Source organism: Amycolatopsis sp. (assembly GCF_025464955.1).
In the GTDB taxonomy this organism is placed as follows: Bacteria; Actinomycetota; Actinomycetes; order Mycobacteriales; family Pseudonocardiaceae; genus Amycolatopsis.
Genome location: NZ_JAODNM010000030.1, coordinates 53,650 through 72,683, shown reverse-complemented (window position 1 = coordinate 72,683; position 19,034 = coordinate 53,650). Strand labels below are relative to the sequence as shown.

Sequence of the window (19,034 nt, the reverse complement as noted above, 5' to 3'; positions counted from 1 at the left end):
TCGGTGCAACACAGCACGCCACCATACTGACCTGCATGAACGTTGGCACGGTACTGTGGATGAGCCAGCAATTGGGGGTCACGATGACGAAACGACGAGACGCCCTCGCCGCACGCCGTGAAGCACTCGGTTTTACCCAGGAGACATTCGCTCAGGAACTGGGAGTGGAGCTCTCGACCGTCGGGCGATGGGAACGTGGTGTTCTGACGCCCCAGCCATGGCGCCGCTCTAACGTCGCAAAGGTACTCAAGCTCTCGCTTGAAGAACTGGATTCGCTCCTGAATCCGGCACCACCTAGTAGGGCCGGTCACTCACTTGTCACGCGACGCGAGGCCATGGTGGATGTCGGCCTTCTCAGCAGCGCGGTCATCGCTGGCGATGTGCTGGACAAACACGATGCGTATTCCCCGCTCGTCGGCACAGATTCTCCCGCCCCTTCGGGGACCGTCGAAGGGATTTCGTCCCTTGTGGCTGGCGTCCATCGCGCGTATCAAGCCGCGCGGTATGGCGAGGTTGCTCGGCAGCTGCCGTCGGTAACTTCGGCTGTCCAAGCGCTGATGACTGAGGGAGCAGCGAAAGATCGACGGCAGGCGTCCGGTTTGCAATGCAGCGTGTTCATCGCGGCGGCCAAGCTCGCGATCAAGGTAGGAAATGCCGAAGCTGGGTGGGCAGCGGCCGAACAAGCTCAGGTTGCGGCGGAAGCAGCCGAGGACGTCTGGGGCCAAGCAGCCGCGGCGCACCAGCGCACCTGCGCGCTCCTTCGTGCGGGACTCGGTGAGGACGCGGAGCATGTGGCGGTCGTCGCCGCCGATGGCTTGCGGGGCAGCGACCCACAAAGCGTGACCTGGCGGGGTGCATTGACCTTGATCAGCGCGATCATCGCCGCGCGCCGCAACGATACCGTTGAGGCACGCCGCCGACTCGACCATGCCGATGTCCTGGCTCAGCGCCTTGGCACGGACGCCAACATCGGATGGACCGCTTTCGGTCCGACGAACGTACAGATTCACCGAGTGTCGGCAGCGATCGCACTAGGCGATCCCTATGGCGCCCTGGCGACTGCAGAACGGGTCGACATCGCCACGTTGCCGGTGGGGCTTCACGGCCGTCAGGCGCAGTTCCACCTCGACAGCAGCTGGGCCCACGCGCAGCTGGGGGAAGATCCGCAGGCAGTCATCCACCTGCTGGATACAGAGCGGGTAGCTCCTGAACTCATCGGAGCCAACCCCAGTGCTCGCGCGCTCATCCAGGACCTGCTCACCCGCGAGCATCGTCGCGCGGTGCCCGGCCTGCGCGGTCTTGCCTTGCGGGCAGGGGTCGCGACGTGAGCAGCGAGCCACGATGGCTGTATCTGGTGGTTTCGGCCGCTCCGCCGGTGTTGCGAATCAAAGAGTTCATCACAGCGCTGTACGGCGACTGCTGGAAAGTTTGTTTGATTGCGACGCCAACCGCCGCGTCGTGGATCGACCTCGATGCGTTGGCCGCTGAAACCGGGTGCCTTACGCGAATACACACAAGCCCGCCGCGACAGCAGGAATCGCTGCCACAGGCCGATGCTGTCGTCGCAGCGCCGATGACGTTCAACTCAATAAACAAGTGGGCAGCTGGCATCAGCGACACCGTCGCGCTGGGCGTACTCAACGAGATGTTGGGCACCGACGTTCCGCTCATCGCTGTTCCCTGCGTCAAGGCTGTTCTCCGCAAGCATCCCGCCTACCCTCACAGTGTCTCCAGACTCGCAGACGCAGGCGTGACGATGCTCGACCCTGACGCGGTGACCACGCGAGCCGAAGATGGCCTGTCAACCTTCGACTGGCCGCAGATCAGTGCCGCCCTGCTTGAGGCAACTCGGGCTGACGTTGACACCAGCCGAAAGTAGCTGCCTCGTAGTTCACTTTCGCGGGCCGCCGCTGCTGATGCGGGAGAACTCGTTCGCGACGCGACGAAGCCAGGGACTCGCGGCGCTTGATGACCGTGACGGTACGGGTGGTCGAGACGTCGAGGATCGTCATCCCGAAGGTGAGGCTGCAAAAAATGTCGTACCATGCTGGCACGGTATGGGGGTGACGATGAATCCGAAGCCTCGCGCCGAAGGCGCTGGCGAACGCAAGAATCTGCATCCGGCGACGCTCGCCGCACTCTGGGCCGTCAGCAACGGCCAGTGCTACGCACCAGGGTGCGTCATGCCCGTCGTTCTCGAGGTCCGGCCTGGCATCTATAAAAAGAACTCCCAAGTAGCCCACATCTACGGCGTCAAACCAGGCGCAGCTCGTTATCAAGACGACATGGACGCGCCTGAGCGAGACTCGTTTGCTAACCTGCTTCTTCTGTGTCTGGGGCATCACGAGGAGGTCGACGGCGACGAGGATCGCTACCCGCCGGAGACGTTGGAAGAGTGGAAAACTGCGCACGAAGGCTCCGCTAATTCTGTACTGAACAGCTTGACCGTGCTGGACACGAAGGGACTAATGGAGCTGCTTACTGAGATCGCCGAGCCACCTCTCAATCGGCTGGAGACCATCACCAGGCGACTGGAAGAGACCGGCACCGTTACTGCCGACACGGTGAACGAGCTCAAACAGATCATTGCAGTCATGTCCGATACGGGCGCCGGCATCGACGCGCACACAGCACAGACCTTGTCCTACGCCGCAGAAGTACTCGGCACCAACGACTTCAGCAACAGCGCCCGTCTGCTCGCCGAAGCAGCAGACATTCTACCCGACGTGGTCAAGGAGATGAGCCGAGCCGCCACCACAATGACGCAATTCCAGTAAGCCGTTGACCTTGCCCAGGGCCAGTGTCGGGACGGCCTCGAACTTCTGGACGAAGTCGGCGGGTCGCACACGGCCCGCCGACCTGGGCATAGCCGCGTGGTTAAGCAGTCCCGGCGGTGCGTGAAGCACGCTGGCGGCTGCACGAAGATCGATTCACGTTTCCGACGAACGGGAGTACGTCCATGGCCTGATTTACAACGTGGCCGCGGCCGGTAGTCGGCCGAGTACAGGTAACGGTACGAAGTTCTCGGCGTACCGAGCGCCAATGCGACTGCCCCAAAGCCGAGCGAGCGTCTCGGCCATCGGGCCGAAGTGGTCGCCGATGGGCTGCGAAGCGTGCGCTGCGAGGGCTTTCCATTTGGTCTCGTAGGTGTCGGAAACGTCGACGATAGTGTGCGCCGGGATCGGGCCGTCGGCGGTGAGGCTGTTGTAGCTGTCGGCGGTGTAGAGGCGCTGCGGACGGCCGGTGGCGATGACGACCTCGGGTAACGCGGCGGCGAGGGTGTCGGCGAGGCCGCGGTGCTCAGGATGGACGTCGCGAAGAGAATGGGTGATGACGACCTCCGGGCGCACAGCGAGCAGCAGTTGGCGCAGCGCGGCCACGGTGGGCCAGTCGTACTGGTAGAGCTTGGCCCCCAGGATCGCCGCTCCGGCGGCGGCTTCGCTGTCCCGGCGTGGTTCGTGGTGGTGTGGGACGGCGATGGTGACGGCCGCGCCGGAGGCTGCGCATCGCGCGAGGGTGCCTCCAGCCCAGAGTTCGGCGTCGTCGGGGTGGGCCATGACGGTGAGTACTGAAGTCGGCGCCGTGAATGTGAAGGTCACCAGAGTCCGAGTTTCCCAATCACGTCGGCGGGTTTGGGCAGTTCGCGAGTCGGGTGGCCTGCGGGCTGACGCGGGAGGTCGAGGTCGGTTCGCATCCGGATGAGGTCGCGCCAGGCGAGCACCTGGTGCCACTGGTCGGTGATATTGGCCTTCTTCGACCCGATCAACCGTCCAGAGTCAGGGAGTTGGTCGAGGTGAAGGCCATCGGCCAGTAGCCGAGCCGCTATGGTGGGGCCGATGCCCTTCACCCCAGGGATGTTGTCGGCCGTGTCACCCTTCAAGGCGCAGAAGTCGGGCCATTGCACGGGTGTGACACCGTAGCGTTCGACGACCTCGGCTGGACCGACGTGCCGCCGGCCGCGTTTCATCATCGTGTTGAGAGCGGTGACTTGGTCGGTGAGCAGTTGGTAGAAGTCCCGGTCGCCAGACATGATCCAGACCTGTCGGTTGGAGTGCTGGCGTTTGGCGGTGGTGACGAGGGTGGCGATCACGTCGTCGGCTTCGGCGGTGTCGATCTCGATCCAGCCGATGTCGAAGGCGGTCAGCGCCTGCTGCACATGAGGGATCGCGCGCAGGGGCTTGAGCGCAGCCTCGTCGCGGACTCGGTTGGCCTTGTACTCCGCATCGGCTTCCTTGCGGTCGGCGGTTCCGTACTCGCCGTCGAAAACGACCAGCACCTCGGGTAGGGAGGGCATCTCCTCGCGGATCGCGACCTTGAGGAGCGCGAAGAACCCGAAGACAGGTGTCAGGTCGCGGGTCTTGTCGCGGGAGAGAATCGCAGCGGGGAAGCCGAATGCCGCACGCCAGAGCAGGTTGTGCCCGTCAACCAGGAGCAAGGGGACGTCAAGCATTACCGAACCGCCTTTATGAATGTCTCAGCGACTGTGGTCGGCAGATAGTCCCGCGAGCGGTAGTACGCAGCCTCGGATAGTTCGCCGTAGCGTAGCGGATCACCGAGCAGGTGCTCGGCGGCACGCCAGAGCCCATACTCGCCACTCGATCGGGGAACGACTACCCCGCCAGCATCGCTGCCCGTACCGACCAAGGCCGGGAGGTTGTCCACGTCGAAGGCCACGACGGGCGTGCCGACACTCATCGCCTCCAGGGCGACGAGACCGAAGGTCTCTCGCACCGACGGCACGATAACCACGGCGGCCCCAGCAAGCCACTCCTGCACCTCGTCCCAAGCCAGTCCGTCACCGTGGATGGTGCCGAGGCGCAGGTGGGCCGCTGAGTGGCGGCACCAGTCCAGTTCCTTGGCTTGGGCGCCATCGGCGACCTCGAACCCGGCCCCGGCCGTGATCACCTGGATTGGACGCTCTACGAGTCGCCCGGCATCGAGCAACCCTCGTACGTTCTTCTCCGGCCCGAGCCGGGCGAGGACCCGGACGGGTCCGCCGCTCCGAAGTGCTTCGCGGCGAGACTCCGACGGTCGGGCGCCCTTGCGCAGCAGGGCGTTGGGAACGGTATGCCAGGCGCGAGTGTCGTAGCCACGGCCGACGGCCTGGTCGAGCACAGTCGGCGAAGGTACGACGACGAGGTCGACGCGATCCAGCGCGGGCCGCACATCCTCGTCGTGGCCGAGGACGTGCACGGCCAGGACTCTGCGGACGCGCCCTGCCGGTGCAACGCGCCCGAAACCCCACAGCGCGTCAACGTACACCGCGACATCGACCTCGTACTCGTCGAACACCTCGTTGAGTTCGCTCGCGACGCTGTTCTGCTGAGCGAGGAGGACGCGGCGCAGGTCATCGTCGGAACTTGGGAACCCGACAGAGGGGAATTCGAGCGGTATTTCGTCACGTGGCCAGTACATGCGCGACGCCGAACTAAGGATCAGGGCGCGGTGCCCGAGCTGGCGCAGGCCGCTGGCAAGTGCGGCGGTCGCGCGTTCCATGCCTGCGGCGGCATTGTCGCTGTAGGAGGCCAGAACGAAGGCTACGGTCAGTGGAGCGGCTGCTTCAGGCATGGCTGGTTGCTTTCGTCGGAATGGGCAAAGGTTCGGGGTCGCCGTCGGCGGGTGGTTTCTCCCAGGGGAAAACGACCCAGTCCGAGACCATCCAGATCGAGTAGTCGGGCAACGTGGTCGCGCCGGAGTTGAGGCACAGGGTTGCGGTGAGCAGTTGAGCATCCGGGGCGAGCAACTGACCGAGGTCGCGAATCACGCGGCGCAAAGTCGCACCCGAGCCGCAGATGTCGTCGACTAGCAGAACCCGTCCGTGGAGTCGTTTGCCTTTCAGAGCAAGGACTAGCGCTTTGAGGTCGAGATGGACGGTGCCGGTCGCCCGCTCATATGCGGCGGAGCTGGTGTTGTGGCGGGCGCGAACAGAACCGGCACGCGTTCCGAGGGCCGAGGCGATCACGTGCGCTGGCACGGTACCGCCTTCCGCAATCCCGATGACGTTGTCGACCGGGCCGTGGTCACGGAGCACCGCGCAGGCCAATAGCGTGGTGGCCTCCCGCAGGAGATCAGGTGTCACTCGCCAGAGGTGCTGCCGTTCGAAGACGCGTGACGAGGTGGGCAACATTCGCTCCATTCGTTATCAATTAAGAGGCATGACACTCAACGGTCGACATGGTGAGTTAAGGCAGAAATCAAGATTCAGGACGGCACTCATATCTCCGGCGTGTTCTTCGGCAACGGTTGCATGAGATGAGCGAGCCGGTGGAGTGTGCGGCGAGCCGGGAAACTGAGCAGCGTCGAGAGATCAAACGCCAGCCATCCCAAGAAGGCCGAGGCGTAGGCTGCCGCGTCCGGCCAGCCATGGCGGGTGAGGTGGTAAATCGACAGCGGCATTACAGGCGTACTAAGGAGTCGCCACAACCATTCAAAACCGGTGTTCAGCTCAGCGAGATTCGGCGGCGGCGCCGGCGGCGTCCTCTTACCAGTACGGAAGACGCCGACGATCAAGAGGGCCAGCACAGGAAGGAGGGCGACTCCTCCCACCCAAGCACCCCATGTCGGTAGTTCGCCAAGCGCGTTCATCGCGCAGAGGTAAATCCAACAACTCATAAGCAACCCTGCCACCGTCGAAGCCAAAGCAAGAATGCCGTATCGAGTGAGTGTCTTGACATACACCCCTTGCGCAACAACAGCGGCAACCTCTTCGGCAGGTTCGTTTTCATCGTTTCCGAGATAATGACCGGACACAGAGTATCGAATTCCTCTCGTCTATTTCACATTTTTCGTTTACCCTGCTGCGGAGCGGAGCTCGCGCAGTGCACCGACAAGCTGCTGCAGCGAGATACTGGCCAGATTGGCCAGCGCGACGAGCGCTCGCGAATCCAGCCTCTCAATTGCTTGACTCCCCTGCGGCCCCTGCGAAGCTCGAACGGCAGCCCAACGTCGAAATTGAGCAAGCTGGGGATTCTCGGTGCGCGCGAGTGCCTCCAAATTGACGTCGATGTGGCCGTGCCCAGGGTCTACGAATGCTCGTTCTTTCGCGCGACGGAGAAGTTCATCTGGCGGTTCATCCAATGCTGCACAAACCTCGAGCAGCCGCTCGACGGTCATACGGCGGGTACCCAGCTCGTAGGTAGCGAGCGTCTTCAAGGACAGCTCGTCGTCAGGATTCATCTGCGCGCGGAGTTGCTTGCGTGTCCAGCAGCGGTTCTTCCGCACCGTGCGCAGTTCATCGCCCAGTAGTCGCGCAAAGTCGCCCAGCTGGTCGCTGGTCGGCAGTAGGTCCATGGCTTCTCCTTCGTGCGGATTAAAAATTCCGGCTCGACGCCAGGGAGATTGCGGAGCCGAGCTGGAGCCGGAGGCCTTGTTCCGACAACCGAGTGATCGGCTAAACACCGACCGCACTCGTCGGCGGTGGCCCAGGTTGCGCGCAACCGTTGTCCCCGAGGCGCACGTCCGGTGTAGCCGTGGCAAGGTCATGCTGAGCCGTCCCGTCCGGTCAGCGCCAGATCGTTCACCGTGTGCAGTGGTCGCAACGTGGCGATCTCGGCCGCGTCGGGCTGGTTGCGCCAGACTTGGCCGTCAGCGCGGATGACGGTGAACCCTCCGGCCGCTTCCCGTGTGCGTAGCCGCACGGCAACGGTGCTTGCGTCGAGGTCGGCGAGCAGGTCGCGCGCTTCGTCGTCGGACAGTTGCTCGGCGTCGGCGAGCGCGGCGCCTTCGCCGATCGGGAGCATCTGCAGAAACGTGACGCCGCGCACGCCGAGCGACGCGGCGAGGTCCACCATTGGCTCGACGCTCATACGCGCTGTGGAGCGCAGCAGCACGGTCTGGATCTGCGTGGGGATGCCGTGGGCGACCGCCGCGCGGATCCCGGCAGTGGCGCGGTCAAAGCTGCCTCGGCCGCGCCACCGGTCGTGCCTGGCGGCATCGGGTCCGTCGAGGCTGACCCGGACGGCGTCCACACGGTTGGACAGTCCTTCCACACGGCGGGCCAGGTGGGTGCCGTTGGTGGTGACGCTGACGGCGCAGCCGCCTGCGGTAAGGGTGTCGATCAGGATGCCAAGGTCGCGCAGGAGCAGGGGCTCGCCGCCGGAGATGTCCACGCCGAGAATCGGCGATTCGCCCAGGACGTGTGCGATGCGTCGGCGGTCCGGTCCTTGGAGCACGCGCACCGCCTTGTCGTCGAGGCAGTGTGGGCAGGCGAGATTGCAACGCACCAGCGGTGACCAGCACACGCTGACCGGCATGGCGTCCTCGATGTCACCGGGGTGCACGACCGGCCATGAGGCGACTTCAGCCCCATGCAGGCGGGTGCGGCCGGGCGGGACCGGTCGCTCGGCGCGGTGTGTCTGTCCGGTCAGAGGGTCATGGACGACAGCGGTGCCGCCTCTGATAGCGGTGGTGAAGGTGCGGGCAGGGGTCATGGGCGATGTCATCGCAGTACCTCGCAGTTGTGGAGCAGATCGGTAAGTGCGGTGGTGAACTCGCGGGCGCGGCCGGCGGGAGCGGGTTTGCGCATGAGGTCCCAGTAGCGGGCGAGGGTGGCAGGCCAGCGGGCGAGCTTGTGGTGCCATTGCTGCTCGGCGTCGGGCGGGTCGAGGTGGAAGCCGACGGCTTGGCGCAGCGGGATGACCAACAAGCCAGCGGCAATGAGGCAGGCACCGAGATAGGTGTCCTCCATGCCCCAGCCGATCCGGCTGAATTCCGCATCGAAGCCGCCAACGTTGAGCACGGCGGCTCGTGGCACGGCGAGCAGTGCGGTGACGACCATGCGGGCGAGGTCCCAGTCGTAGTAGCGCTGGCCGTGCCCAAGATCGACGAAGTCGTGGGTGGCGTCCAGCGGGCGCCCGTCGAGCGGTTCGGTGAAGGTAATGCCGGTGTAGAGCAGAGGCTTACCGACCGGAGGTCGCCAGGTAACCCGGTGGTCCGCGGCGAGGTTCGGGTGTTGAGCGAGGACGCCGTGCCCGCCCTGGTGGAGGTCGTAGGGCAGGTTGTGGCGGAAGCCGACGAGCACGGTGGTGTCCGAGGCGCGGGCGGCGATATCGGTGATTACATGCGGGGGCAATACCATGTCGGCGTCGAGGTAGAGCACCGTTTGTCCCTGCGCGAGCGCGGTGCCGAGGTTGCGCGCGGTGGCCGCGCCCATGCGCTGGGGCAATCGGACCGCATGGGTGACGATGGGATGGGTGTCGGCGATGGTGGCGGTGTCATCGCTGCTCGCGTCGTCAACGACGATGACCTCGAACTCGAACCGGTGGTGCTGGTCTTCCAGCGCGTTGAGCACCGCTGGCAGGCAGTACGCGACATCGCACGCCGGGATGACCACGGACACCGAACGGCTGTTGGCCAGCCACAGGTCGGATCTGGTGGGCTCGTGCCAGCCGATCCCGGCTATCGCTTCCCAGCCGTGCGTGCTGCTGGCATGCAGGTTGTTGCGGCGAGCCAGCTCGTCGAACAAGGTGGTCGTCATGCCCATCCCCATCGCGTCAGGACGGCGAGCCCGTCGGTCCAGGCCCACGGGCCAGGCATGATCGACGTGACGTCCAGCCGGTCGAGGTGGTCGAACGCGCGCTGGAGTGCGAGCAGGTAGAGCGGTTCGACGATGATCAGCATGCGGCTCAGGTTGGGCGCGGCGGTGAACTCGGCGTCCAGTTGGGCCGACACCGTCTTGTTGTGTAGCGCGAGGGCTTGTGCCTTGGTGGTGAGGCGCCGGTCGTAGGTGTTGATCACATCATCGGGGCGCAGCAGGCCGTGGGCTGCCGACAGGATCCGGGTCCGTGCCCGTCGGGCTGGGTGGTCGGCGAAATGTTCGCGCAACGGTGGGACGCAGGCGCCTTGGTAGAGATCCCATGCCGGGATCGGTCTGCTGGTGACGAGCTTATCGCGGGAGCAGTTGAGGATGATCAGTCCCTGCTTCGGTGCGAGCGGCTGCTCCGGCGAGTACTGCCTGGTTGTCATGGTTCGCGCACCACCCGCAGGCCGATGCCGGGCGAGCGCAACTCGGTCGGTGCGGCGTTGAGGAAGGTGCACCTCGCGTACAGCGGTGGCGCGGCGTAGGAGCCGCCGCGCAGGACCGCACCTTCGCCCATCGCTGTGCTGGAGGTCCATTCCCAGATGTTTCCGGCCACATCGAGCAGCCCTTCGGGGGTCGCTCCGTACGGATGGGTGTCGACCGGAGTGACCGAGCCGTGTCCGGAGTCGCGCAGGTTCGCGTACGCCGGTTGCCATTCCTGATCGCCCCAGGGCCAGCGTCGGCGTTGTGGTCCGGCTGCCATCCACTCCCACTCCGCCGAGCGGGGCAGTCGTCCGCCGAGCTGCGTGGCGATCTCGGCGGCCTCGGCGTGGTTGACCTCGGTGACCGGGAACCGCGGGTTGGCAGGCGGGTCGGGCAGGTTGCCGTACGCGATCGGGGTGCGCGTCCACAACAGGGTGTGGATGAGGACGGTACGGGCGTCGTCGCCGAACTGGCACACCCCGCCGGGGACTTCGATCCACTCCAGGTCCATGACCTATCCCCCGATCAAGAACAGGTCTTCGACGTTTGCGTCGGCGCGGATCCGGCTCTTGGTCTCGTTGGGACGCAGACGCATCCGGAGGAGAGCATCACTGATAGCCCAGAACGCCTCCTCGGCTTCTTGTTGGGTTCGGGCGAAGACCGCGTAGTTGTCGGCGAACCGCACGACCCGAAGCCCACCCACTGACCTGTCTACTTGCGACAGACGAAGGTTGATCAGCATGGGTGCCAGTCCGGATCCGGGCGCGATTGGTTCGGGCATGGCGGCCAGCGCGGTACGCAGGCGGGCGAGGAAAGTGCCGTCGTGGATGTGCTCGGCGGCCCAGTTGATCGCTTCGTCGACTGTGGCTCCTAGTGACACGGAGGCGACGTCGAGGTCCGCCACCCACCGGTATCCGGCGTGCCGATACTCGGCGGCTTGGCGTAGCGCGGTGATCCGGTTGCGGTGCGGCCGGAACCCGGAAACCCAGTCCTGAAAAGCGCGGGCTTCGAGGATGGGTTCGATGGCGTTGCGCATGGCGCGGTGGACGAGCCGGTCGAGTACCGGCGGGACGAAGGTGGGCATCCGCTTGCCGGTGTAGGTCGGTATCTCGATCTCGCGCAGCGGGCCGGGTTGCCACGTGCCGTCGACGAGTTGGTGTGCGAGCAGAGGGAGCAGGCCGCTAGCCTCGCGACGCAGACTCGCCCAGGTCATCCCGTCCGCGCCGGAGCTCGATCCGCGGCGGCCGCCCTGGCGAAGCGCCTTGCGGAGGTGTTGTTCGGACAGCAAGGGCATCAGCGAGTGCGACTGAGGCAGCCCGATGTGGGTTGCTGGCGCAGGGTTGCGCTGGTGCGCTACGGTGTTCGGTGCTTGGGCGGCAGGAACGGTCCCCTTGCCACGCAGTACGGGTTCGCATCCCAGCACGCGCGAGCTGTGGCTCGGGGAAAGACGGCCCCGCCCAGGCCTTTCCGACGTTGCTTTGCTCATGCTGGTCACCTCCTACGCTGCACGGTAGGTCGTTGGGTCGGTGATGTCGTTGTGCTCGAACGCTTCCCGCCGTTCGGTGCAGGTGCCGCACGTTCCGCAGTGCGCTGTGCCACCTCGGTAACAGGACCAGGTGCGTTCGAAGGGAACCGCCAGCGCCGCGCCGAGACGAACGATGTCAGTCTTGCTCAGGGCGAGAAACGGCGCGAGGACCTCGAAGTCCTCGGCAAGCAGGTTCTCGTTGGCGGCGCGCGCAGAAAGGGCGAACCTCTTGACGAACTCGGGACGGCAGTCCGGGTAGATGGCGTGATCACCGGCGTGTGCGCCGAAAGCGACGGCGTCAGCCTTGCGGGCAACCGCGACCGCGACCGCGATGTCGAGCATGATGGCGTTGCGGTTGGGTACGACCGTGGCGCGCATCGACTCGTCGGTGTAGTGCCCATCGGGCACCGACACGTCGGCGTCGGTGAGAGCCGAGCCGGTGAGCAGGCGACCGAGTTCCGCCAGGTTCACGATCTCGTGCGGACAGCCGAGAACAGCCGCGATGCCGGCAGCGTGGTCGAGTTCGATGCGGTGGCGTTGGCCGTAGTCGAAGGACAGCAAGGTCAGCTCGGCCCTGCACGCGGCGAGCCAATAGGCCAGCACTGTGGAGTCCAGACCACCGGAGGCAACGACGATCGCGTGGCGCGGGTGACGATGCGCGGGGGGTTCGACGGACATTCTCACCACGTCCCGCACAGGCTTGACGACGCGCGGGCCGCGCCGACCACCGCAGTCCACGGCGGTAGCCCCATTCCCGGTTCGGGACGTTGGAGCCACCGCAGCCCCTCGGTGGCGCCGTCGGGCGCGGGCAGAGCGAGTGACTCGCTACGTCGTTTCCACCCGACCTGGATGTGCACGAGGTCCTCCCACGTCGTCAGGCGCATCGTGGTACGCGGCCCGGTCAGGAAGACCCAGTCGGCTGGTTTACTGGGTACGACCATGATCGGGACGCGGAACATGTGACGGACAAGGAAGTTGTTGACCTCGGCGGCGAATCCGGCGCGCATGATGAGCGCGTCGACGACTGTGCCGAGCCGGAGGTGGACTTCTCCGGTGCTGGAGTCGATGCTGGTCGGCCAGTCGAAGGTGCCGTGGTAGTACTGCGAAAGTCGGTCAAGCGGATCGTCGATCGTGTCATGGTGGTACTCGGCTATAGCGGTCATGGTGGCCTCCCTGGATGTGGTGCGTGCGGGGTAGGGAAAAGCTGAGGGCGTTGTGAATCCGCGATCAGCTCCGCCGCAGGTCGGATGTGCGAGCAATCGGCGGCGACCGGACGACGTCGTTGGACTGGTCCGCGCCGAACAGGTGGTCAGGTGGCTCCCGCGCGGTGTGGTCGGCGCTGGTCGAGGAGAACCTCGCGCAGCGCGGCGCGCAGGCGACCGGCTTCGACATTGGTCAGGCGGGCGAGATCGCCACCGGGGAACTCGACCTCAACCAGGTCGGGAGCCCGTCGCCGCAGGTGCAATGCTGTTGGCTTCCCCTCGCTGTCTCGGCAGACGACCCGAAGGTGATGCCAGCCCAGTCGTCGCAGTAACGTTGCTGCGGGCACAGAGCGCGATGGTCGCCTCATCGGCTCGTCCCGTTCCTGATCATGCCCAGCCCGTGTGTTCCGGCGGTAGCGATCGCGTGCCGCAACGTCGGACTCGGCGGCTGGTCAGGTGAACGTCGATGCGAACCGGTGTAGGCCGAGGCCAGACGCTGTCGGCGTCGGTATGCCAAGCGCAGCAGGCAACAGAGGAACACCAGCGCGGCGGCGGCCGTCATCACGGCGATCAACCGCGCTCACCGCCGCCGGAGCTGGGAATCGCGGCGGGACCAGGTCTCGGGGTGGTGGTCCCGCCGCGATATGGCAGCAGAGCAGGGCGCCCCTTGACGGCGGGGGAAACACCGTCGAGGGCCTGCTCCGCTGTGCTCGTCGTGCCTTGGTCTTCGGCGCGGCCAGGTGCACCTGGCACGTGTGTGTTCGCCGCTTCGGTCGCCAACGTGACGGCAGAACGGAACCGGACTGCGTCCCCAGCGTCGAAGACCGCGGACTCCCCTGGAGGGGCCACGATCACGACCTGGGAGCCGCGCACGAGAACATGCAGGGGCCGCTCGCGGCCGGCGAAGTCACGGCACCGCACGATCCACGGTCCGCTGTTCATCGTGCATCACCGCCGCGCGCGGTGTTCCTGCTCGGTTCCCGTCGACACACCGGCTGCACGAAGAAACACGGCACAGCGAGCTGAGTCTTGGGCCATCGCGAAACACACGGTTTCGCGAATCGCTGGGAGAGTGACATCATCTACTCCAATATCAGCGAGCGCCTAATTGTATTGTTTACTTGTCGTCACCTTCCGCGAATTACTCGAACCCGCATCGCGATTGGCGCCTGCAGACCGCATTTCCGGCCGAAACAGGGGGCGCCCGCCGCCCACATTTTTTGTCCTGGCAGTTGGACCGCTAACGCCTACGATCAACTAAACGGACGACACGCGAAGCGGACCAGAGCGGCCATGCGGCGGGGATGGGGCGCGCATGGGGCGGCAGGCACTGTGACCTGCGCAAATACCGGCAACATGTTGTCTACGTCGATCGGGTGGTGCATCTTGACACGATGCGTGACCGGCTCTTCAATGCGTCGAGGCGGTGATGCAGTGAGGCTGAGGCAGGGCAGAATTCGCAGTGCTCGTTGGTCCTTCAGCGACGGGTACAGCCTACTCACCTCGCGCAACCTCGACCGCACCCCGCAAGCAGGCTCGGTTCTGGAACACCCTAGGGTTGACCTGGCCAAACAACGACGGGACTATCAGGGCGGCCTAGCGGAACGGGGACAAGCATGACAGCACGAAGAGCCAACCTGGCGCGACGCCGCGCGGCTATGGGATTCACCCAAGAAGCACTGGCCGAGCATCTCGGACTCGAACGGTCCACTGTAGGCCGTTGGGAACGCGGGACGGGAACTCCTCAACCGTGGAACCAACCCGATCTCGCAAAAGCGCTCGACGTTTCTCTCGGCGCGCTTATCGATCTGCTCGTGCCCGATCGATCGGGCACACATCCTTCTGTCATCCGTACCGACGTGCCCACTGTTGCGCGTAGCGTGGTCGCTGAATTTCATTGGTCGGATTGGCGCCAGACCGGCCAAGCCACTGTGCTCGATCCGCCCTGGTCGATCGCCGGGACGATGCAGGTTCTTCACGAGGTTGCGGGAGGCTCGATGGATCGCCGTGGGTTCTTGATCGTCACTGGTGGCGCACTGGCAGGTTTGGGCGGGCAATGGAGTTCGTCTCTGACCGGTGTCCGGCAACCAGCGACGGTCCCCGACTTGCCCCACGACCGCCTCTCGGCCGCGACCCTGGACCGGCTCGACCACCGGCTGGCTGATCTCCGCCGACTCGACGACGCGCTCGGCGGTCGCGAGCTTCACCAGCTCGCCGTTGCCGAGTTCCGGTGGCTAACCTGTCTTGCCGATCACGCCGTCTACGACAGCGCTGCCGGGCAGCGGCTCTTCGGCCTCGTGACCGAAGCGGCCCGCCTGTGTGGCTGGTTGCACTTCGATGTCGCCCACCACGCCGCCGCCCAGTCGTACTACGTCGCGGCGCTGCGATCCTCGGCCAGCGCAAACGACTCCCTTACCGGCGCACACGTCCTGGCGTGCATGAGCTTCCAGGCGACTCTCACCGGACACCACCAGGAAGCGGTCACGCTGATCGACACCGCCGAAGATCAGACCAAGCACGCAGCCACACCTCGGCTGCGGGCGATGCTCGCCAGCCGGAAGGCGCGGGCCTACGCGAAGGCCGGTGATGCGGCAGCGTGCGGACGCGCGCTCAACGAGGCCGAACGGCGTCTCGACGTGACAACGCCGGGAACAGTGGAGCCGGATTGGATCTACTTCTTCGACGAGGCGGAGCTCGCCGCGCAGGCTGCCGCATGCTGGGTGGACCTCGACCAGCCTGCCAAGGCCCGTCCGCTCATCGACAACGCGTTGAGCAGCATGAACCCCCTCTACGTCCGCGACCGGACGATCTACCACGTCCGCAGCGCGGAGGCTCACCTGCACGCCGCCGACCTCGAACTGGCCTGCGGTGAACTCCGCACGGCAGCGGGCCTCGCACGACAAACCGGTTCAGTGCGCTCCATCGACACGATCCGCGCCGCGCGCGAGGGCATGTCGCGGTACGACCGTGAGCCTCGGGTGAAGGAGCTGGATCTCGACCTCGCCACGCTGGCCGCATAGTCCCATGCGTGGCTCTCGCAGAGTCGCACTCGTGACGGGCGCGAACCGGGGCATCGGCTATGCCATCGCCAGCCAGCTCGCCGAACGCGATCTTCATGTCATCACCACAGCCCGAGACGCCGAGCAGGCCAGCAAAACCGCTGCTCTGCTCGGCGCTCGAGGGCTTGTTTCCTCCGGGGTGTGCCTCGACGTGACGGAGCCCGACACGATCACGGCCGCCGTCGAGCACGTCCTCAACGAGCACGGCCGGATTGACGTTCTGGTGAACAACGCCGGGATCAGCGACGGGAACCAGCGACCGTCGAGCATCGACATGGCGTTGATTTCACGGGTCTGGCAGGTCAACGTGCTGGGCGCGTGGCAGTGCGCGGCGGCCGTCATTCCCGCGATGCGCGCATCCGGTTACGGACGGATCGTCAACCTGTCCAGCACGCTTGGCTCCCTTCACCACATGAACCGACCGACCGAGCCCGCCTACCGGGTCTCCAAAGCAGCCCTCAACGCCGTCACTCGGGTTCTCGCCGCTGAACTCATCGACAGCGGAATCCTCGTGAACGCGGCGTCACCCGGCTGGGTGCGCACCGACCTCGGCGGCCCGAACGCACCTCGCAGCGTCGACCAAGGCGCCGACACGCCCGTCTGGCTCGCCACGCTCCCTGACGACGGCCCCACCGGAGGCTTCTTCTACGAACGCGAGCCGATGGAATGGTGAAGTGGACGCGCGTACTGCCGCGTCATGTCGGCAACACGCTGATCGAGATCAGTGCGCCGAGCAGAAGAAATGGCCCCATCGGCAACAGCGAGCCTGGGCTCGCCCGCCGGGTTGCCCGGAATAGAAACCACACGATAGCGGCAAGGAACCATCCCAGGAACGTGGCCGCCAAGATGGCCGACCAGCTCATCCAGCCCAGAGACAACCCCAACAGCCCGCCGAGCTTCACGTCGCCGGCCCCGAGCCCTCCACCCGAGGCCAAGGCGAGCACGAGGTAGAAGGCGGCGAGGATCGCCATGCCGCCAAGTGCACGAAGGAAACTCATGCCACTGGAGTGCACGACCGCCGAGATCGCGAAAAGCACACCGAGCCCTGCGATGCCGGCAAACACCAATGTGCTGGGCAATCGCTGCTCGACTGCGTCGATCACGGCGAGAGGAACACCGACTGCGGCGAGGTAGCTGTAGGGCAAGAGGTCGAAGTGGTCGCCAAGTCGCCAGGCCAGAATGCCGAACAAGGTTGCGGTCAGCAACGGGGCCGTTGGTCGCGCCCTCAGCAGGCCGCGGGGATTCGACGTGAGGAACCGTCGAGTCCAGATCGCCAGCGCAGCGCCAACGAGGATTCCGCAGCCCGCCCACGACGCGATCAGCACACCGGACATAAGTTAGCCCCGCCGCCTGTGACGTTCAGTAGTCGATTCGGCGCCCACGTTGCCCCCAAGAATGCACTGGTCTCGCCCCAAGTGTTACTCCGGACGAACTCAGCCAGTCACCCACATAGCCCGAAAGAGTGAAACTTCCCTAGACAAGGCATACCGACTTCAAAGTCAGCCCCATACGGACTTTGCAGTCCGTGGGGGTGAGTGGTGTAGACGTGGTGTGTATCACCGATGAAAGCTAGACGATCTTCACTGATATCCGGGGGTGGAATGTGCTACTAGGGGTGACCTTCAGCACTCGGGGCGGTCGAGTCGCGGCGTTGTTCGCGATGGGAGCGGCGACGCTCGCACTAGCGGCGTGTAGTTCCGGGAGTACGAGCAGTCCTGCGGCTGGCACTTCGGTGCCCGCGGCACCGACGTCGACCTCGGCTGCGCCGACCACGACCGTATCTCCGGTAGACAAGGCCAAGCAGGACGCACTTGCAGCGTACAACGGCATGTGGCAAGACTTCGTGGCAGTCGGGACGACCTCGGACTGGCAGTCGCCGAAGTTGGGTCAGTACGCGACAGGGATCGCTCTGACGAACCTGTCGCGTGGCTTGTATGCCGACCACTACAACGGCTTGGTGACGAAGGGCGCACCGGTTTTGAACCCCAGCGTGTCCTCTGTGGAACCGCCGAACGATCCTAAAAAGATCATCGTCACCGACTGCGGTGACTCGACACATTGGTTGAAGTACCGCGCGGACACCGGCCAACTCGCCGACACACCGGGCGGTCGCCACTTGATCAACGCCATCGTCGAAAAGCAATCCGACGGCTCGTGGAAGGTATCCGACTACGGCGTACACGACCTGGGGACGTGTTGAGCATGCGACGTATCGCGACCATCACAGGAATTGTGGCCCTCAGCATGCTCGGCGTGTCGGCCCCCGCGCTCGCTGACGGCTGGGGCAGCACGATCTGCAGCCAGGTGCCTTCCCCTGCCTGCGACCTCGGCGCGGGCGCAGGTGGCGGCAACGGGAAACCAGGTGGAAATCCCGGCGACAGCAAGCCCGGTCACCCCGGCACAGGCAATCCCGGCAACGGCAGTAGCAACAGCAATCCTGGTGACACGCTCATCGGAGGGAAGTCCAATCTGGCGAGCTGCTCCTACGTCAAGAGCGACTTCCAGCCCCCGCCGAGCGGTGTGGTCACCGCCGCGTACACCCGGCCGTTGAACTTCGACGGTGCCACCGTGCAACCCGCTGTGTTCACGCGCTCGATTGCGCGTACAAGGGTGATCGCCCAGCCTGTTGCCGGTCCCGCGCCAGAGCAGAAGGGTTCTTGGTACGTGTGGCATTGCTCCACTCCCGGCATGACCGACGCGCTCTTCCGGGCACCGGTGTGGATCCCCGACGGCCAGCAGCCGGGTGCCGCACAACTGCCTTCTCCCGCCGAATTGGCGCAGATGGCCTACAAGCAGTTGCGGCTGCCCACGCCGTCGATCGCGGCGAACCCGGCGGGCGAGCAATTGGTCAACCTGCCGACCTGGATGTGGCTGTCCAGCGGCTGGGGGCCGGTGTCGGCGACCGCCACCGTCCCCGGTGTGACGGTGACCGCGACCGCGACACCGACGTCGGTGTCCTGGTCGATGGGCGACGGCAGCACGGTCACCTGCACCGGCGCGGGCAGCCCGTTCCACCCCGGCTCCGACCCGAAAGCGGCCTCTCCGGACTGCGGTCACACCTACCGGACGTCCTCGGCGAGCCAAGCGGGAGAGGCGTTCCCAGTGTCAGCGACCGTGCACTGGACCGTCACGTGGGCGGGCGCGGGTCTGGGCGGGGTGTTCCCGGGCCTGACCACGACCGGCAACGCGGCCTTCCGAGTCGCTGAGTCCCAAGCCCTCAACAACGGCGGCTGATCCTTCCGGGCAAG

The 19,034-nt window shown here is 65.5% G+C and carries 23 protein-coding genes and 1 pseudogene; 9 read left to right on the top strand and 15 right to left on the bottom strand.

The window, feature by feature from the left end; all coding sequences use genetic code 11:
* The first annotated feature begins 35 nt into the window (after nt 1-35).
* Genes JWQ81_RS05085 through JWQ81_RS05075 form a run of 3 tightly spaced genes read left to right on the top strand, consistent with a single transcriptional unit; the run spans nt 36 to nt 2,777 of the window.
* A complete protein-coding gene (locus tag JWQ81_RS05085; protein WP_297538019.1) occupies nt 36-1,328 on the top strand; it encodes a helix-turn-helix transcriptional regulator in 1,293 nt (430 codons plus the stop codon).
* Nucleotides 1,325-1,879: a flavoprotein gene (locus JWQ81_RS05080; protein WP_297538017.1), complete on the top strand. Its 555-nt coding sequence runs from the start codon at nt 1,325-1,327 to the stop codon at nt 1,877-1,879. The genes JWQ81_RS05085 and JWQ81_RS05080 overlap by 4 nt, the downstream gene beginning before the upstream one ends.
* Nucleotides 1,880-1,916: 37 nt before the next feature.
* Entirely contained in the window at nt 1,917-2,777 is an 861-nt protein-coding gene (locus JWQ81_RS05075; protein ID WP_297538015.1) for a hypothetical protein, read from the top strand.
* A 192-nt stretch (nt 2,778-2,969) separates the two neighbouring features.
* Here the strand turns inward: JWQ81_RS05075 and JWQ81_RS05070 are convergent, their stop codons facing one another.
* From JWQ81_RS05070 to JWQ81_RS05010, 13 genes are all read right to left on the bottom strand, one after another.
* Nucleotides 2,970-3,557, bottom strand: a complete 588-nt coding sequence (locus JWQ81_RS05070; RefSeq protein ID WP_366942261.1) for a PIG-L family deacetylase — start codon at nt 3,555-3,557, stop codon at nt 2,970-2,972.
* A gap of 38 nt (nt 3,558-3,595) precedes the next feature.
* Complete coding sequence (locus tag JWQ81_RS05065) at nt 3,596-4,450, bottom strand: 5'-3' exonuclease H3TH domain-containing protein (RefSeq protein ID WP_297538011.1); 855 nt, start codon at nt 4,448-4,450, stop codon at nt 3,596-3,598.
* Nucleotides 4,450-5,568: a glycosyltransferase family 4 protein gene (locus JWQ81_RS05060; RefSeq protein ID WP_297538009.1), complete on the bottom strand. Its 1,119-nt coding sequence runs from the start codon at nt 5,566-5,568 to the stop codon at nt 4,450-4,452. Before JWQ81_RS05060 ends, JWQ81_RS05065 begins: the two co-directional genes overlap by 1 nt.
* Nucleotides 5,561-6,127 (bottom strand): phosphoribosyltransferase, encoded by a 567-nt coding sequence (locus JWQ81_RS05055; RefSeq protein WP_297538007.1) that lies wholly within the window; start codon nt 6,125-6,127, stop codon nt 5,561-5,563. The genes JWQ81_RS05060 and JWQ81_RS05055 overlap by 8 nt, the downstream gene beginning before the upstream one ends.
* An 86-nt stretch (nt 6,128-6,213) precedes the next feature.
* The gene (locus JWQ81_RS05050) at nt 6,214-6,750 is read right to left on the bottom strand and encodes a hypothetical protein (RefSeq protein ID WP_297538006.1); all 537 of its coding nucleotides are present in this window, start codon (nt 6,748-6,750) and stop codon (nt 6,214-6,216) included.
* Nucleotides 6,751-6,789: 39 nt separating this feature from the next.
* A complete protein-coding gene (locus tag JWQ81_RS05045) occupies nt 6,790-7,290 on the bottom strand; it encodes an XRE family transcriptional regulator (protein WP_297538004.1) in 501 nt (166 codons plus the stop codon).
* 188 nt (nt 7,291-7,478) lie between these two features.
* Nucleotides 7,479-8,441, bottom strand: coding sequence for a radical SAM protein (locus JWQ81_RS05040; protein ID WP_297538002.1), 963 nt, complete (start codon nt 8,439-8,441; stop codon nt 7,479-7,481).
* Nucleotides 8,438-9,475 carry a glycosyltransferase gene (locus JWQ81_RS05035; protein WP_297538000.1) on the bottom strand — a complete coding sequence of 346 codons (1,038 nt, stop codon included), beginning with the start codon at nt 9,473-9,475 and terminating at the stop codon, nt 8,438-8,440. The genes JWQ81_RS05040 and JWQ81_RS05035 overlap by 4 nt, the downstream gene beginning before the upstream one ends.
* Nucleotides 9,472-9,963: a DUF6884 domain-containing protein gene (locus tag JWQ81_RS05030; protein ID WP_297537998.1), complete on the bottom strand. Its 492-nt coding sequence runs from the start codon at nt 9,961-9,963 to the stop codon at nt 9,472-9,474. The genes JWQ81_RS05035 and JWQ81_RS05030 overlap by 4 nt, the downstream gene beginning before the upstream one ends.
* The gene (locus JWQ81_RS05025; RefSeq protein WP_297537997.1) at nt 9,960-10,511 is read right to left on the bottom strand and encodes an SUMF1/EgtB/PvdO family nonheme iron enzyme; all 552 of its coding nucleotides are present in this window, start codon (nt 10,509-10,511) and stop codon (nt 9,960-9,962) included. The genes JWQ81_RS05030 and JWQ81_RS05025 overlap by 4 nt, the downstream gene beginning before the upstream one ends.
* Before the next feature lie 3 nt (nt 10,512-10,514).
* Nucleotides 10,515-11,294 carry a reverse transcriptase domain-containing protein gene (locus JWQ81_RS05020; protein ID WP_297537995.1) on the bottom strand — a complete coding sequence of 260 codons (780 nt, stop codon included), beginning with the start codon at nt 11,292-11,294 and terminating at the stop codon, nt 10,515-10,517.
* A gap of 204 nt (nt 11,295-11,498) precedes the next feature.
* Nucleotides 11,499-12,203: a 7-cyano-7-deazaguanine synthase QueC gene (gene queC, locus JWQ81_RS05015; RefSeq protein ID WP_297537993.1), complete on the bottom strand. Its 705-nt coding sequence runs from the start codon at nt 12,201-12,203 to the stop codon at nt 11,499-11,501.
* Nucleotides 12,204-12,205: 2 nt separating this feature from the next.
* Nucleotides 12,206-12,688 carry a hypothetical protein gene (locus JWQ81_RS05010; protein ID WP_297537991.1) on the bottom strand — a complete coding sequence of 161 codons (483 nt, stop codon included), beginning with the start codon at nt 12,686-12,688 and terminating at the stop codon, nt 12,206-12,208.
* A gap of 86 nt (nt 12,689-12,774) precedes the next feature.
* On the opposite strand from JWQ81_RS05010, the gene JWQ81_RS05005 reads away from it, so the two are divergent.
* Nucleotides 12,775-13,059 carry a hypothetical protein gene (locus JWQ81_RS05005; protein ID WP_297537989.1) on the top strand — a complete coding sequence of 95 codons (285 nt, stop codon included), beginning with the start codon at nt 12,775-12,777 and terminating at the stop codon, nt 13,057-13,059.
* Nucleotides 13,060-13,297: 238 nt separating this feature from the next.
* On the opposite strand, the gene JWQ81_RS05000 is transcribed toward JWQ81_RS05005, so the two are convergent.
* On the bottom strand, nt 13,298-13,669 hold the full coding sequence (locus tag JWQ81_RS05000) for a hypothetical protein (RefSeq protein ID WP_297537987.1): 372 nt from the start codon (nt 13,667-13,669) through the stop codon (nt 13,298-13,300).
* 674 nt (nt 13,670-14,343) lie between these two features.
* Here JWQ81_RS05000 and JWQ81_RS04995 point away from each other — a divergent pair.
* From JWQ81_RS04995 to JWQ81_RS04985, 3 genes and pseudogenes are all read left to right on the top strand, one after another.
* Nucleotides 14,344-14,526 (top strand): annotated as a pseudogene (locus tag JWQ81_RS04995) (helix-turn-helix transcriptional regulator); the annotation flags it as partial.
* A gap of 306 nt (nt 14,527-14,832) precedes the next feature.
* Nucleotides 14,833-15,747, top strand: a complete 915-nt coding sequence (locus JWQ81_RS04990; RefSeq protein WP_297538403.1) for a hypothetical protein — start codon at nt 14,833-14,835, stop codon at nt 15,745-15,747.
* Between the two features lie 31 nt (nt 15,748-15,778).
* Nucleotides 15,779-16,459, top strand: a complete 681-nt coding sequence (locus JWQ81_RS04985) for an SDR family oxidoreductase (RefSeq protein WP_297537985.1) — start codon at nt 15,779-15,781, stop codon at nt 16,457-16,459.
* A 22-nt stretch (nt 16,460-16,481) separates the two neighbouring features.
* On the opposite strand, the gene JWQ81_RS04980 is transcribed toward JWQ81_RS04985, so the two are convergent.
* A complete protein-coding gene (locus JWQ81_RS04980) occupies nt 16,482-17,120 on the bottom strand; it encodes a prepilin peptidase (protein ID WP_297537983.1) in 639 nt (212 codons plus the stop codon).
* Between the two features lie 398 nt (nt 17,121-17,518).
* Between JWQ81_RS04980 and JWQ81_RS04975 the strand changes: the two genes are divergently transcribed.
* Both JWQ81_RS04975 and JWQ81_RS04970 read left to right on the top strand, forming a co-directional pair.
* On the top strand, nt 17,519-17,986 hold the full coding sequence (locus JWQ81_RS04975; RefSeq protein WP_297537981.1) for a hypothetical protein: 468 nt from the start codon (nt 17,519-17,521) through the stop codon (nt 17,984-17,986).
* Between the two features lie 2 nt (nt 17,987-17,988).
* Nucleotides 17,989-19,020 carry a hypothetical protein gene (locus JWQ81_RS04970; RefSeq protein ID WP_297537979.1) on the top strand — a complete coding sequence of 344 codons (1,032 nt, stop codon included), beginning with the start codon at nt 17,989-17,991 and terminating at the stop codon, nt 19,018-19,020.
* Nucleotides 19,021-19,034: the final 14 nt, after the last annotated feature.

Excerpts from the sequence above, each read along its gene's own strand:
- JWQ81_RS05060 (WP_297538009.1), bottom strand. The coding sequence starts at position 5,568 with ATGCCTGAAGCAGCCGCTCCACTGACCGTAGCCTTCGTTCTGGCCTCC.
- JWQ81_RS05075 (WP_297538015.1), top strand. The coding sequence starts at position 1,917 with ATGCGGGAGAACTCGTTCGCGACGCGACGAAGCCAGGGACTCGCGGCG.
- JWQ81_RS05010 (WP_297537991.1), bottom strand. The coding sequence starts at position 12,688 with ATGACCGCTATAGCCGAGTACCACCATGACACGATCGACGATCCGCTT.
- JWQ81_RS05065 (WP_297538011.1), bottom strand. The coding sequence starts at position 4,450 with ATGCTTGACGTCCCCTTGCTCCTGGTTGACGGGCACAACCTGCTCTGG.
- JWQ81_RS05085 (WP_297538019.1), top strand. The coding sequence starts at position 36 with ATGAACGTTGGCACGGTACTGTGGATGAGCCAGCAATTGGGGGTCACG.
- JWQ81_RS04970 (WP_297537979.1), top strand. The coding sequence starts at position 17,989 with ATGCGACGTATCGCGACCATCACAGGAATTGTGGCCCTCAGCATGCTC.
- JWQ81_RS05020 (WP_297537995.1), bottom strand. The coding sequence starts at position 11,294 with ATGCCCTTGCTGTCCGAACAACACCTCCGCAAGGCGCTTCGCCAGGGC.
- JWQ81_RS04980 (WP_297537983.1), bottom strand. The coding sequence starts at position 17,120 with ATGTCCGGTGTGCTGATCGCGTCGTGGGCGGGCTGCGGAATCCTCGTT.
- JWQ81_RS05045 (WP_297538004.1), bottom strand. The coding sequence starts at position 7,290 with ATGGACCTACTGCCGACCAGCGACCAGCTGGGCGACTTTGCGCGACTA.
- JWQ81_RS05000 (WP_297537987.1), bottom strand. The coding sequence starts at position 13,669 with ATGAACAGCGGACCGTGGATCGTGCGGTGCCGTGACTTCGCCGGCCGC.
- JWQ81_RS05035 (WP_297538000.1), bottom strand. The coding sequence starts at position 9,475 with ATGACGACCACCTTGTTCGACGAGCTGGCTCGCCGCAACAACCTGCAT.
- JWQ81_RS05055 (WP_297538007.1), bottom strand. The coding sequence starts at position 6,127 with ATGTTGCCCACCTCGTCACGCGTCTTCGAACGGCAGCACCTCTGGCGA.
- JWQ81_RS05025 (WP_297537997.1), bottom strand. The coding sequence starts at position 10,511 with ATGGACCTGGAGTGGATCGAAGTCCCCGGCGGGGTGTGCCAGTTCGGC.
- queC (WP_297537993.1), bottom strand. The coding sequence starts at position 12,203 with ATGTCCGTCGAACCCCCCGCGCATCGTCACCCGCGCCACGCGATCGTC.
- JWQ81_RS05070 (WP_366942261.1), bottom strand. The coding sequence starts at position 3,557 with ATGGCCCACCCCGACGACGCCGAACTCTGGGCTGGAGGCACCCTCGCG.
- JWQ81_RS05040 (WP_297538002.1), bottom strand. The coding sequence starts at position 8,441 with ATGACATCGCCCATGACCCCTGCCCGCACCTTCACCACCGCTATCAGA.
- JWQ81_RS05030 (WP_297537998.1), bottom strand. The coding sequence starts at position 9,963 with ATGACAACCAGGCAGTACTCGCCGGAGCAGCCGCTCGCACCGAAGCAG.